This is a genomic window from Paenarthrobacter sp. AMU7, from assembly GCF_041200195.1.
GTDB lineage: Bacteria > Actinomycetota > Actinomycetes > Actinomycetales > Micrococcaceae > Arthrobacter.
In genome coordinates this window covers 321,065-334,268 of the sequence record NZ_CP165735.1, presented here as the reverse complement: position 1 = coordinate 334,268, position 13,204 = coordinate 321,065, and the positions used below count along the sequence as shown (strand labels likewise).

Genomic DNA, 13,204 nt, shown 5'->3' with positions numbered 1-13,204 from the left:
TCAGGCTCCCCAGCGCAGTGCTGCAGTGTGGACAGGGGCATCCCAGAGCCGGGTCATCTCGTCATCAAGGCGCAGGACCGAGACCGAACAGCCCTGCATCTCCAGGGAGGTCACGTAGTTGCCCACCAGCGAACGCTCCACGGTGGCACCACGTTCGGCCAGGACCTGGGCGGCACGCCGGTAGACGATGTAGAGCTCGCTTTGCGGGGTTCCACCCATGCCGTTCACGAACAGCAGCACCTTGTCCCCGGATGCCAGGGCAAGATCCTCCAGCACAGGCTCCAGCAGGCGGTCCGTGATCGCGTCAGCGCTTTCCATGGCGATCTTGTGCCGGCCCGGTTCGCCGTGAATGCCTATACCGATCTCGATCTCGTTGTCTTCCAGCTCGAAGCTCGGCGTGCCTGCGTGTGGCACTGTGCAGCCGGACAGTGCCACACCCATCGTCCGCACGTTGGCCACCACCCGTTCGGCGATGGCCGTGACGGTGTCAAGATCGTCACCACGCTGAGCTGATGCCCCTGCGATCTTTTCCACCAGGACCGTACCGCCTACCCCGCGCCGGCCTGCCGTGTACAGCGAATCTTCCACCGCGACGTCGTCGTTCACCAGGACCGAACGCACGTGCACGCCTTCGGCCTGCGCCATCTCGGCGGCGGTTTCAAAGTTCAGGACGTCGCCGGTGTAGTTCTTCACGATATGAACGACGCCGGCTCCTGAGTCGACAGCGACCGTGGCTGGAATGATCTGGTCAGGGGTTGGCGAGGTGAAGACGGCGCCGGGCACAGCGGCATCGAGCATGCCGAGCCCCACGAAACCTGCGTGCAGGGGCTCGTGACCGCTCCCTCCACCGGAGACCAAGGCAACCTTGCCCTCCACTGGAGCACCCTTTCGGATGACGTACTTGGGCTCGGGATGGACGTCCACAATGTCGGCATGGGCCATGCCGAACCCTTCGACGGACTCGTCCACCACTGCGCGTGGATCATTTATGAGCTTTTTCATGGGATGCTCCTGGGCGTGCTGCGGCTGGTGCTCTGACCCTACTACCGGCGGCCCGGCCCACGGTAGGCCTTGGGCGCCCTTGGTGCGGAGTTATCCCGCTCGGGGCTTTTCAGCGCGAGGCCCTGGCCACTGCCGAACTGCCCCTTCCGCCCTGCCCGCCTCCGCGGGCCGGTTCTGTGCCTGCTATTCCTCAGCCTGCGGTGCCGTCACCGCCTCGGATTCCTGCCTGGCGTGAAACTCGGGCCAGAAGGCAGAGTACAGATCCGGGTCGGAGTGCCTGTCCCCGGACCATGACGCTTCGTGCGGCCATGATCCGTGCGGAATGTCGATCTGGAAGGCGGAGAAGTCGGGGAATGTGACGCGGTTGTTCATCGCCCTCAGCCCCTAGTTGTTCAGCACGGCGTCGCCGCCGGCAGTCACAACGTCTTCAAGCAGCACTGTCTGGTCAATGACCGGGAGCCCCACTACATGCCCGAAGCTGAACATGTTTTGCGGGTCCAACTCAGCCTTTGCCTTGCGGAGCCGTTCCAATGCAGTTGCCCGCCAGGGCCGTTCCCTGTCTTCGGCATCCACAAAGTGGCCGTGCAGGTTCACGAAGGTTCCGGCATTGGCGGCGGGCCGAAGGTCTTCATGGACAGCATTGAAAACCGCAGGCAACATCGCAACCACCGGCGGGACGGCAATGGCACCCATGAAGAAGCTGAACGCAGCATCGCGGCCACCCACAATGTCATCGCCGTCTGCGCTCTTCGCCAAAGCACCGCCGAGCAACCGGAGCTCGGCCAACAGCACGGGACTTTCGACGCCGGGGCCAAAGTGCCGCAGAAGTGTTTCGGTTTCAGGCGCATCCAGCCTGTCCAAGAGGAACCCGTGTTCCATCACGGGAACCGGTTGGTCCGGGTCCTGGTGGATGGAGTCGAAGGCAGTAGCGTCAAGGGGGCCGGTGGCATCCATCATGAACGGTGCACTCCGGCGCATCGGCTCCAGGAGTTCTGCCGCCGCCGCCAGGTCACCTTGGTAGGCATAACGGAGGTGGATCACGAACTTTCCGCGTAGAGGTTCCGGCACCATTTCCATGTCCGGCAGCCGCAGGAAGGCCAGTGACGCCGAGGCCTCTACCGGCAAGGCAGGCGCCCAATCCCTGAACGCCTGCAATACTTCAGGAGCTTGCTCACCGTCAAAGTAGATTCCGCCGGCGTAGAGGTCCGAGCCGGGGAAGAGGTGGAACTCCATGGCCGTGACGATTCCCAAGTTGCCCTTGCCGCCGCGCAGGAGGAAGAACAACTCCGAATCCTCGTCCTTGGTTACCCTGCGCAGGGTTCCGTCTGCCGTGACTATTTCAAACGCAATCACGTGGTCGGAAGCGAATCCGTATTTGCGGCCCAGGATCGGCAGCCCACCACCCAGCGTGTAACCCACCACGCCTACATCAGTGGTTGAACCGCAGAGCCCCATGAGGCCGAAGGTCCCGGCGAGATCCACCACGGCCTTCCAGCGGACGCCCGCACCCACGCGGGCTGTCTTCTCCAGGGGATCAATACTGAGCTCGAGCATTCGTCGGGTGCTGATCAGCAGGCCACCCTCGATCGCGTTCGTGGCGCCGTGCCCGGTTGACTGGACAGACACGGGCACGCCGCGTTCCGCTGCCCAGCGTATCGCCGCCGAGACATCCTCTGCGTCGAGGGCTCCGAAGGCGAGATCGGGCTGGTGCTGTGTGGATAAATTGAAGGCCGCTACTTCAGCGGCGAAGCCGGGATCGGCAGGCGTGAACACTGGACCGCGCACGCTGAGTTGGAGTTCTGAAACATCTGAAAGGGACGCGTGGGACTGCATGATCTTCTCTCAATTGACCGATGTGGTGGAAGCTTCCCCAGCAAGCCTTGATCAGTTTATCCATCAATTTTAGATAAGAAAAGAGGATTAAATCACTCATAATCGGGCACTCTTGAAAACGCGCCATTTCCTGCAGATTGCGACGCGGGGGGAAGGGGAAGCAGGCCTAGAGCTGCTTGATCATGCGGGTATTGCCCAAGGTGTTCGGCTTCACCCGGGCCAGGTCCAGGAACTCCGCCACGCCTTCGTCATGTGAGCGCAGCAGCTCGGAGTACACCTGGGGATCGACGGCCGACTGGTCGGCCATGACTTCAAATCCGTGGCGCTTAAAGAAGTCCACTTCGAACGTCAGGCAGAATACACGGCTCACGCCAAGGGCGCGCGCTTCCTCAAGGAGATTCTCCACCAGGACGTGCCCCACGCCCCGCCCCCGCCAGGAATCGGCAGCCGCAAGAGTGCGGATCTCGGCCAGGTCCTCCCACATCACATGGAGAGCGCCGCAGCCAATGACTTCCCCGTCCTCAGACTCGGCGATCCGGAATTCCTGCAGGCTCTCGTAATAAGCCACAGTCTCCTTGGCCATGAGGATCCGCTCCTCGGCCAAGGGCGCCACCAGCCTCTTGATCGCAGCCACATCACTGGTGCGGGCAGGGCGGAGGCTGAAGGTCGAATTCACTCCCCCATCCTAGCGAGGCAAACAGGTGCCGGACGCCCCAGCCCCGCGCATGACTGAATGCGGGGCTGGGGCCGAACGAATCGCCTAGACCCCCAGCTCCTCCGGCAAAGCAACGTCCTCGCCCAGCACCTGCTTGGCCAGGAAGTGCTCCACCACTCCGTACCAGATCTTCGCGTGCTGCGGCTGGAGCACCCAGTGGTTTTCGTCAGGGAAGTAGAGGAAGCGGTGTGGGCTCTGGCCGTTGTCGTCGGCGGGCAATTGCGAGGAGGACAGGAGTTCGTACCAGAGCCGCAGTCCCTCGCCGATCGGGACCCGGTAGTCCTTGTCGCCATGGATCACCAGCATGGGTGTCTTGATGTTTCCCACGTTCAGGTGCGGAGAGTTCTCCATGGCCATTTCCACGGTCATTTCCTTCAGCCAGTACTGGGCAGCATCCGTGGTGGGACCGAACTGGTCCAGCGCCCACAAACTCGCGTGGGTAACAATCGCCTTGAACCGGTCGGTTTGCCCGGCCACCCAGTTGGCCATGTAGCCGCCGAACGATCCCCCCATCGCAGCTGTCCGCGACTCATCAATGTCCGGGCGCCCCACCACCGCGTCGGTGATGGCCATGAGGTCCGTGAAGGGCTTCTTGCCCCACTCGCCCCAGCCACGCTGGATGAATTCCTGGCCGTAGCCTGTGGAGAGCGCCGGATCGGGCAGCAGCACGGCGTAGCCCTTGGCGACGAGCAGCCAAGGGTTCCAGCGCCACGTCCAGGCGTTCCACGAACCCAGCGGGCCGCCGTGGATCCACAGCAGGAGCGGCGCAGGCTTCCCGGCCGATGCCCCTTCAGGGAGGGCGAGGTAGGCAGGGACTCGTGAACCGTCGTCCGCTGTCGTTTCAACGCGCTCCAGGCGACCCTTGTACACAGGCCGCTCAGCGGGTGCCTGCAGCCTGGTCACTTCTCCGGTGGCGAGGTTTATCCGAACAGCTTCGGCCGGGAATTCGTACGAGCTCCGCAGGGCATACGCCGAGGCCCCGTCGGGAGAAAGCACGACGTCGGAATAGGCGGAAGCGTCCTGCGTCACCCGGGTGACTTCACCGTCAGCGACGCTTATCCGGAAAACCGGCGACGCGCCGTCGTCGTCCGCTTTGGCCAGGACGGCGCTGCCATCCGGAAGCCAGGCAAGGACAGTGGCCCAGCGATCCCAGTGGTGTGCCAGCGGCTCGAGGTCCGTGGTTTCGCCGCCGGCGACGTTGAGCAGGTGCAGCTTCACCTGGGGCGCCTGCGTGGGTGTGGTGTCGCTTTCGCTTTCCACAACGAGCGTGCCGTTGTCCGGACTGACGGGTCCAGGGAAATAGCTCATGCCCTCGTGGTCCAGCAGCACCTTGACGTTCCCGGTGGCGACGTCGATGGCGGCCAGCACCTCGCGGCTGTCGGCCTTGGCGAGCGCCTTGGACATGCTGGTGTAAATGGTCTTCCCGTCCGGGCTCACCACTGTTTTTGACTCACGCAGCGAGCCGCCGACGCCGGCTGTCAGGTTGCGGAGCTTGAGCGGCGCCGAGGCGTCCACCGTTGACGGCTTGCCGGGTTCCTGCTCGTCACCCTGTTCAACGGCAAAGATCCGCGGCTCTGCGGGGCCGAGGTCGGCGTCCCAATAGCGGACCGGGTAGCCGCTGTGCAGGATGGCCGAAACCTTGTTGTCTTTGCGGGCCTTTCGGCGCTCCTCGTCGTTATCCTCGTCGGCGGATCCTGCCAGGACCTCTGCCATGACGAACGTGGCGTCTACGTCCTTCGCGGTCATGACGGAACCGATGCCGCCTGGGCGTGAATGCACCACGCGGGCTTCTCCACCGTCGGCGGGGAGGAGCCACAGGGCGTTTACCGGGTCAGCGTCCGGACTGTCCGGGTCCGGGCGCGCCGAGGTGAAGTAGAGGTCGCCGGATGCCGCGAACGCCGCCCCGGCCTCACCCTTGGAACTGCGGGTGATTCGGCGTGCGCGCTTCCCGCCGGTGGGGTCGATCTCCCAGAGGGCCGAAGCGAACTCGGTTCCCTTCCCGTTCAGCGTTGACACGGTGGTGACCAAACGCTTGCCATCGGGGCTGAGGGTGAGGCCGCTGATCCGCGGGATGGCGAGGTAGTGGTCCATATGGTGGAAGGGAGTTTCGGGCTGCTCGCCCGGAGTCAGAGTGTCTGCAGAGTCCATGATCCGATTCAACATGCATTGTGCCCCCGATCACAGGGTGGTTCACTCACAGTGAAACAGTACTTTCACATATCCCGTTCCGCCTTGCTTCCCAGCGCGGCCCGTCATGCGTGCTCCCAACGCGCCCTGCTGCTACTTGGAGGGAAGTTTCCGCAAGGTCTCGACCACGGGCACAGTCCCGTCTTCCTTGCCTATGGCGGCCGCCAGGACCAGCGCTTGCTGCGCATACGACGGCGTTCTTACGGCTTCCGCGATCGCGTCACCAAGGCGCTCCGGGGACAGCTTCTTGTACGGAAGCGGTTGGGGACCGGCGCCCAGCGCCGCGATCCGCGAGGCCCAGAGTGGCTGGTCCGTATACACGGGAACACCTACCGACGGCACGCCGGCGCGCAAGCCGGCGGCAGTGGTTCCAGCGCCGGAATGGTGGACAACGGCAGCCATGCGGGGGAACAGCCATTTGTGCGGGACACTTCCAACACCTATGGCATCATCGCCCAACACCCCCTCGGCACCCTGCACAACAGCCCGAACTCCGGCACGACGCGTGGCCTCGAGGATGAAGCCGGGGTCAATGTGTGCACTGCTGCCGAAACCAACGAAGACGGGCGCTGGACCGTCGGCGAGAAAGTCCACAAGGTCGGCGGATGGCTCCCAGCCGCTGTGTTCCGGGGGCCACCAATATCCGGCCATCACCAATCCCGCGTGCCAATCGGCCGGACGCGGCAGGACGGTAGGACTGATGCCATGAAGAATGGTCGCCCGAGCCTTCCTCCGACGACGTTCGCCCGCTGCTCGACTCTCCTTGCGCAGGCCGAGCTGCTTGCGCAAGCGGGCGCTGGGAGCATCGTAGGGGGCCGGCCCCGCTGCTGCCCGCTCGCCAATGATCCTGTTCCCCAGCGCACCCACGCTTCGAGCCGAATTCATCAGCACAGGCGGGTAGGCCGCACTCGGTTCGGTCGGCTGCAAGTGTGCGCCTATGGCCGGGACGCCGAAAGCCTCGGCAATGTCATAGGCATAGGGTGCCACCGAGTTGGCCATGATGACATCGGCCCCGGCCTCGGCGGCAGCCAGGGTTCCCTTGGCTGCGTTGTCCATGTACTCGCCAAGCTTCCGCCAGAACGTCAGCACGCTGTCAGCTGAGGCTTTCGCACCTGGGGCCGGCTGCTTGATGAGTTCCGTCAGGTTCCCCGGCAGCGGCCTGAACTCGCATCCCGACTCAACAACCAGAGGGGCATAGGGAGGGTTCGCGGCAACGGCAACCTCGTACCCCAGCCCTTGCAGGCGACCTCCCAGCCCGGCCATGGGCGCCACATCCCCGCGCGTCCCCGGAGCCACCATAAGTACCCGCATTTGATCCCCGATCCGGTTCGTGAAGTTTTGTACAGATAACGCCCTCCAGAAGCCACCTTAAAGTCTCTGCCTGGACAAAAACTCCGGGCCGCCCAACGCAGAAGCCCCACCTGCTCCTTGCGGAGCGGGTGGGGCTTCCGGGATAAAGCGTTGGCCTTACGCGGTCGGAGCGATCTCCGGAATACGCGGTTTGGCGTTGCCTTCGAACGTGAACTTGGCGTCGTCACCTTCGCCGTCAACGTCCACCACGACGATGTCGCCGGAGTGGATCTCGCCGAACAGGATCTTCTCGGACAGCTGGTCCTCGATCTCGCGCTGGATGGTGCGGCGCAACGGCCGGGCACCCATGGCGGGATCGTAACCACGCGTGGCCAGGAGAACCTTGGCAGCGGGGGTGAGTTCGATGCCCATGTCCTTGTCCTTGAGGCGGCGCTCCAGACGGTTCACGAACAGGTCCACAATCTCGATGATCTCGTCCTGCGTCAGCTGCGGGAATACCACGACGTCGTCAACGCGGTTGAGGAACTCGGGGCGGAAGTGCTGCTTGAGCTCTTCGGTAACCCGGGCCCGCATCCGGTTGTAGCCGGTCTGGGTGTCCGTGCCGGACTGGAACCCCGTAGCCACGCTCTTGGAAATATCGCGGGTACCAAGGTTGGTCGTCATGATGATCACGGTGTTCTTGAAGTCCACCACGCGGCCCTGGGAGTCGGTCAGGCGGCCGTCTTCCAAAATCTGCAGCAGCGAGTTGAAGAGATCGGCGTGGGCCTTCTCCACTTCATCGAACAGAACCACGGAGAACGGACGACGACGGACCTTCTCCGTCAGCTGGCCGCCTTCTTCGTAGCCGACGTAGCCCGGAGGTGCACCGAAGAGGCGCGAAACCGTGTGCTTCTCGGAGTACTCGGACATGTCCAGCGTGATGAGGGCGTCCTCTTCACCGAACAGGAACTCGGCAAGTGCCTTGGCAAGCTCGGTCTTACCGACGCCCGTGGGGCCGGCAAAGATGAACGAGCCACCGGGACGCTTGGGGTCCTTCAGGCCTGCACGGGTGCGGCGGATGGCCTGGGACAGTGCCTTGATGGCTTCGTCCTGGCCGACGACGCGCTTGTGCAGTTCGTCTTCCATCTTGAGCAGGCGGGAAGATTCTTCCTCGGTGAGCTTGAAGACCGGGATACCCGTGGAGTTCGCGAGAACTTCAGCGATCAGGTCCTCGTCAACCTCGGAGATGTCGTCCATGCCGCCGGACTTCCAGGTGCGCTCCTTCTCCGCGCGTTCGGCAATGAGCTTCTGCTCCTTGTCGCGCAGCGAGGCAGCACCCTCAAAGTCCTGGGCGTCGATGGCGGATTCCTTCTCCATCTTCACGTCGGCAATGCGCTCGTCCATGGCCTTGAGCTCCGGCGGAGCGGTCATGCGGCGGATGCGCAGGCGTGCGCCGGCTTCATCGATGAGGTCGATCGCCTTGTCCGGCAGGAAGCGGTCCGAGATGTAGCGTTCGGCCAGCTGCGCAGCTGAGGCGAGGGCGCCGTCGGTAATCGTCACGCGGTGGTGTGCCTCGTAACGATCGCGCAGTCCCTTGAGGATCTCGATCGCGTGCGCAACCGAGGGTTCCTTGACCTGGATCGGCTGGAAGCGGCGCTCAAGCGCGGCGTCCTTTTCGATGTGCTTGCGGTACTCGTCAAGAGTGGTGGCCCCGATGGTCTGGAGTTCCCCACGGGCGAGCATCGGCTTCAGGATGGACGCAGCATCAATGGCGCCTTCGGCAGCACCTGCACCGACGAGGGTGTGGATCTCGTCAATGAAGAGGATGATGTCGCCGCGGGTGCGTATTTCCTTGAGGACCTTCTTCAGGCGCTCTTCGAAGTCACCGCGGTAACGGGAGCCGGCAACCAGGGATCCGAGGTCAAGCGTATACAGCTGCTTGTCCTTGATGGTCTCCGGGACATCGCCGCGGACAATCGCCTGGGCGAGGCCTTCGACGACGGCAGTCTTACCAACGCCGGGCTCACCGATCAGCACCGGGTTGTTCTTGGTACGGCGGGAGAGGACCTGCATGACGCGTTCCATCTCCTGCTCGCGGCCGATCACAGGATCGAGCTTGTTTTCGCGGGCAGCCTGGGTGAGGTTGCGTCCGAACTGGTCAAGCACCACCGAGCCGGCAGGGGTACCTTCCGGCTGGCCCTGGCCGGAGCCGCTGCCTGCGGTCTCCTTGCCCTGGTACCCGGAGAGCAGCTGGATGACTTGCTGGCGGACCCGGTTCAGGTCTGCGCCAAGCTTCACCAGCACCTGTGCGGCCACGCCTTCGCCTTCGCGAATGAGGCCGAGCAGGATGTGCTCAGTACCGATGTAGTTGTGGCCGAGCTGCAGTGCTTCACGAAGGGAAAGCTCAAGCACCTTCTTGGCGCGCGGCGTAAAGGGGATGTGACCGGACGGGGCTTGCTGGCCCTGGCCGATGATCTCCTGTACTTGCTCGCGAACGCCATCGAGCGAAATGCTCAGGGACTCGAGCGCCTTGGCAGCAACGCCTTCACCCTCGTGGATCAGACCCAAGAGGATGTGCTCGGTACCGATGTAATTGTGGTTGAGCATCCGTGCCTCTTCTTGGGCAAGGACGACCACGCGACGGGCACGGTCCGTAAATCTCTCAAACATTTCGCCACACTCCTAGCTACGACGTACTTTGATGCTACGTGCCGGAGCAACACTTTTGGGGCGTGTTCGCCACAGGGGAAACATGACGCCGTGGAGGAATAAAACGGGCACTTCCCCTTGACCGGGGCAGGCGACGGTGACATCCTGCCAGCCGGCCCGGGCAACCTGCCGCCGGGCCACCCCGGGAGTATTCCACAGAGGAGTAATCGGGACGGTTTGCCACTCCCCCAATAGCTCCGGTAAACGGGCCGTCCAGCACTGGGCAGATTCACGGATTATTCCGCCGACGGGCCGCGGCGGAACCCAAGAAACCCAGCTCCTTAAACCACCAATGCCCCGGCAGTGACTGCCGGGGCATTGAAGTGGTGAATCAGGAATTGGCCTTTTGGTAGGCTTCCTGAATTTCAGCCTGAATACGTCCGCGGCTGTTGACCGTGTAACCGTTATCCCGGGCCCACTGACGGATCTGTGCGGAATCCTGGTTGCGGGCCGGAGTAGCGCGACCCCGCGTCCCGCGGCCGGAAGAGGTCTTCCGGGCCTTCGCGACAAACGGTTCCAGGGCCTTCCGCAGCGACGCTGCGTTTGCTGTGGACAGGTCCATTTCGTAGCTCACACCGTCCAGGCCGAAGCGGACAGTTTCGTCCGCAGCCCCTTCATCCAGGTCATCGACGAGGATGATTTTTACTTTCTGTGCCATGAGTTGCCTCTCTTTTGGAGGGATGGATAATCAGAAATTCCCCGGGTTCCTTTCTCGATTATCGTTCACGGCAAGCACGCACGTCAAAGCACAAATGGATTCACGTGAAAGTGGAACCCATTTAGGAGCCTATTTAGCGGCTGGACCTTCGGGCGCCGGGCCGGTATTTTTTGAATTCGCTTCGGCCTGGGCGCGGGCTTCTGCCTGACGCTCGGATTTGTCTGCATTGAAGATCGACTTCATGGCAAACCAGAAGATCAAACCTACAACTATGGACGGCGCAAGAACTGCGATGTACTCCATGGTCAGTGTCCTTCAGGCTTCAGCAAGGGGAACAGAATGGTTTCGCGAATGCCGGCCCCGGTGAACAGCATGACCAAACGGTCAATGCCGAGCCCGATGCCGCCCATGGGCGGCGCGCCGTATTCGAGGGCACGGAGGAAGTCCTCGTCCAGTTGCATGGCTTCCTCATCACCGGCGGCGGAGCGGCGGGACTGCTCCGTCAGGCGTTCGCGCTGGATGACGGGGTCAATGAGTTCGGAAAAGGCCGTGCCGCGCTCCATGCCGCCGATGATCAGGTCCCAGGCCTCGATGAGGCGCCCGTCTTCACGGTGTGGTCGGGCCAGCGGCTGTGCCGACGGCGGGTAGTCATAAACAAAGGTCGGGTTCAGCAGGGTGGGTTCCACGATCTCGCCAAACAGCTCAACCACAATCTTCTCGGCGTCCCACTTGGGGTCCACCTTGACTTCGTGCTTGGCCGCAATTGCCAGCAGTTCCTCCACCGTGGTGTCCGGAGTAATTTCCACACCCACGGCTTCGGAAATACCCGGGTAAACCGAAACCCAGGCCCATTCGCCGTCGAGGTTGATTTCGCCGGCATCCGTCTGGATGGTGCGCGTCCCTACAACGTCAGCCACATTAAGGATGATTTCCTTCATGCGCTCGGCCATAACGAACTGGTCCGCCCAGGCTTCGTAGCATTCCAGGGTGGTGAATTCGGGGCTGTGCGTGGAGTCCACGCCTTCATTGCGGAAAACACGGCCCATGTCGTAAACGCGATCGATGCCACCCACAACGGCGCGCTTGAGGAAGAGCTCGGTAGCGATACGCAGTGTCATCTTCTGGTCGAACGCATTCATGTGCGTTTCAAACGGGCGCGCGGTAGCGCCGCCGTGGACCAGCTGCAGGATGGGGGTTTCCACCTCCACGTAGCCATGGCGGTCCAGGGTGTCGCGCACCGAGCGGGTGATTGCTGCGCGCTTGTAGACCATCTCACGGGCTTCATCGCGGACCATGAGGTCCACGTAGCGCTGGCGTACGCGGGTTTCCTCGTTCAGTTCTGCGTGCAGTACCGGGAGGGGGCGCAGCGCCTTTGACGCCATGGACCAGGAGTCGGCCATGACGGACAACTCACCGCGGCGGGAGGAGATGACCTCGCCCTTGATGAACACGTGGTCGCCCAGGTCAACCAGGGCCTTCCATTCAGCGAGCGCTTCCTCGCCGACGTTGGCAAGGCTCAGCATGGCCTGCAGCCGGACGCCCTTGCCGTCCACGCCGCCCTCCTGGAGGGTGGCGAAGCACAGCTTGCCGGTGTTGCGCACGAACACGACACGCCCGGTGACACCAACGGTGTCGCCGGTGGTTTCATCTGCTTCCAAGTGTGCGTACTTCTCGCGGATCTCGCCGAGGGAATGGGTCCGTTCAACACCCACGGGATAAGCCTCCGTGCCTCGCTCGATCAGCTTGGCGCGCTTTTCCATACGGATGCGCATCTGCTCGCTGGCATCGATGGGCTCTGCGGAGGTGTTCAGGGCTGGGGTGTTTGCGGAAGTCACAGTCCTTAAGTTTACCGGTCATTGCGGACCTTCACTTCCGGGCCCCAGGATCAAGCAAACGCATAGACTCGGAGCTGTGGAGACATGGACAGTTGAAACGGTCGACGGCGGCGGGCAGCTCGAGGTGCACACCTTCCGGCCCGCGTCAGCAGCGTCAATTCCCGGCTCAAAGGAATCCGCTGAACCGGCCGGCGTCGTGCTTGTTCATGGCACTTTGGTGACGGACTCGCTGTACTGGCCGTTCGCGCGGACGCTCAGCGTCATGCTGGGGCGCCCGGTTCACAGCTATAACCGGCGCGGCCGGGGGCGGTCTGCGCCGCAGCCGTCGGGCTATTCGGTGGAAACCGAGATCGCGGACCTCCTCGTGGTGATGGAGAAGACCGGCTCCTCTGACGTTGTGGCGCACAGTTATGGCGGCTTCGTGGCGCTGCAAGCCGCGAGGCGGGCCAGGATCAACAAACTGGTCACTTACGACGCTGCAGTGTCGCTGTCAGGCAATCTCAGCAGCCGGTGGCGGCCCGAGCTTGAGGAAGCGGTCACTGCCGGTCAGCTGGATCACGCGTGGGCGCATCTGGTGCAGGGCCTGGGGACTGCCGGGCCGATTTCCTATCTGCCCATGGGGGCGCTGCGCACGCTCAGTGTCCTGTCGGCCCGGACCCGCCTGGGCTTGGAGATGCGCTCCTTGCTGCCCACGGCAGTCACCGAAATGCGCGCAGTCCTGGACGCCGATGCCCACCTTCACGACTTCATGGAACTCTCCACGCCCACGTTGATGCTCAGCGGCGGTTGGAGTCCGTCGTATTTCGCAGAGACCGGCCGCACCCTTGCCGGGGCCGTGCCGGTGATCGACTTTGCTGTGGTGCCGCTGCAGTTCCACGAAGGGCCGTTGCGGCCGGGCAAGCGGCTCGCCGCCCGCATAGCGCGGTTCCTCTCCGGGACCCGGTTCCACGGCGAACTTCCCGATGCCACCTAGGA

General features: G+C 63.2%; 11 protein-coding genes. 1 reads left to right on the top strand and 10 read right to left on the bottom strand.

The window, feature by feature from the left end:
* From dhaK to lysS, 10 genes are all read right to left on the bottom strand, one after another.
* Positions 1 to 1,002, bottom strand: coding sequence for a dihydroxyacetone kinase subunit DhaK (dhaK, locus tag ABQM86_RS01585; RefSeq protein ID WP_207595753.1), 1,002 nt, complete (start codon positions 1,000 to 1,002; stop codon positions 1 to 3).
* Between the two features lie 183 nt (positions 1,003 to 1,185).
* A complete protein-coding gene (locus ABQM86_RS01580; protein ID WP_207595752.1) occupies positions 1,186 to 1,374 on the bottom strand; it encodes a hypothetical protein in 189 nt (62 codons plus the stop codon).
* A gap of 12 nt (positions 1,375 to 1,386) precedes the next feature.
* Positions 1,387 to 2,835 (bottom strand): FAD-binding oxidoreductase, encoded by a 1,449-nt coding sequence (locus ABQM86_RS01575; RefSeq protein WP_207595751.1) that lies wholly within the window; start codon positions 2,833 to 2,835, stop codon positions 1,387 to 1,389.
* Positions 2,836 to 3,001: 166 nt separating this feature from the next.
* Positions 3,002 to 3,511, bottom strand: a complete 510-nt coding sequence (locus ABQM86_RS01570; RefSeq protein ID WP_337340662.1) for an amino-acid N-acetyltransferase — start codon at positions 3,509 to 3,511, stop codon at positions 3,002 to 3,004.
* 84 nt (positions 3,512 to 3,595) lie between these two features.
* On the bottom strand, positions 3,596 to 5,713 hold the full coding sequence (locus tag ABQM86_RS01565) for a prolyl oligopeptidase family serine peptidase (RefSeq protein ID WP_280625785.1): 2,118 nt from the start codon (positions 5,711 to 5,713) through the stop codon (positions 3,596 to 3,598).
* 117 nt (positions 5,714 to 5,830) lie between these two features.
* A complete protein-coding gene (locus tag ABQM86_RS01560) occupies positions 5,831 to 7,048 on the bottom strand; it encodes a glycosyltransferase (RefSeq protein WP_369745771.1) in 1,218 nt (405 codons plus the stop codon).
* 156 nt (positions 7,049 to 7,204) lie between these two features.
* Positions 7,205 to 9,697 carry an ATP-dependent Clp protease ATP-binding subunit gene (locus tag ABQM86_RS01555; RefSeq protein ID WP_089593213.1) on the bottom strand — a complete coding sequence of 831 codons (2,493 nt, stop codon included), beginning with the start codon at positions 9,695 to 9,697 and terminating at the stop codon, positions 7,205 to 7,207.
* Positions 9,698 to 10,067: 370 nt separating this feature from the next.
* Complete coding sequence (locus tag ABQM86_RS01550; protein ID WP_172326157.1) at positions 10,068 to 10,394, bottom strand: Lsr2 family protein; 327 nt, start codon at positions 10,392 to 10,394, stop codon at positions 10,068 to 10,070.
* A gap of 129 nt (positions 10,395 to 10,523) precedes the next feature.
* On the bottom strand, positions 10,524 to 10,697 hold the full coding sequence (locus ABQM86_RS01545) for a hypothetical protein (protein ID WP_280625780.1): 174 nt from the start codon (positions 10,695 to 10,697) through the stop codon (positions 10,524 to 10,526).
* A 2-nt stretch (positions 10,698 to 10,699) separates the two neighbouring features.
* Positions 10,700 to 12,229 (bottom strand): lysine--tRNA ligase, encoded by a 1,530-nt coding sequence (gene lysS / locus ABQM86_RS01540; RefSeq protein ID WP_089593211.1) that lies wholly within the window; start codon positions 12,227 to 12,229, stop codon positions 10,700 to 10,702.
* Between the two features lie 76 nt (positions 12,230 to 12,305).
* Between lysS and ABQM86_RS01535 the strand changes: the two genes are divergently transcribed.
* On the top strand, positions 12,306 to 13,202 hold the full coding sequence (locus ABQM86_RS01535) for an alpha/beta fold hydrolase (RefSeq protein WP_207595746.1): 897 nt from the start codon (positions 12,306 to 12,308) through the stop codon (positions 13,200 to 13,202).
* The last annotated feature ends 2 nt before the right edge of the window (positions 13,203 to 13,204 follow it).

Excerpts from the sequence above, each read along its gene's own strand:
- dhaK (WP_207595753.1), bottom strand. The coding sequence starts at position 1,002 with ATGAAAAAGCTCATAAATGATCCACGCGCAGTGGTGGACGAGTCCGTC.
- ABQM86_RS01580 (WP_207595752.1), bottom strand. The coding sequence starts at position 1,374 with ATGAACAACCGCGTCACATTCCCCGACTTCTCCGCCTTCCAGATCGAC.
- ABQM86_RS01575 (WP_207595751.1), bottom strand. The coding sequence starts at position 2,835 with ATGCAGTCCCACGCGTCCCTTTCAGATGTTTCAGAACTCCAACTCAGC.
- ABQM86_RS01565 (WP_280625785.1), bottom strand. The coding sequence starts at position 5,713 with ATGTTGAATCGGATCATGGACTCTGCAGACACTCTGACTCCGGGCGAG.
- ABQM86_RS01560 (WP_369745771.1), bottom strand. The coding sequence starts at position 7,048 with ATGCGGGTACTTATGGTGGCTCCGGGGACGCGCGGGGATGTGGCGCCC.
- ABQM86_RS01555 (WP_089593213.1), bottom strand. The coding sequence starts at position 9,697 with ATGTTTGAGAGATTTACGGACCGTGCCCGTCGCGTGGTCGTCCTTGCC.
- ABQM86_RS01550 (WP_172326157.1), bottom strand. The coding sequence starts at position 10,394 with ATGGCACAGAAAGTAAAAATCATCCTCGTCGATGACCTGGATGAAGGG.
- ABQM86_RS01545 (WP_280625780.1), bottom strand. The coding sequence starts at position 10,697 with ATGGAGTACATCGCAGTTCTTGCGCCGTCCATAGTTGTAGGTTTGATC.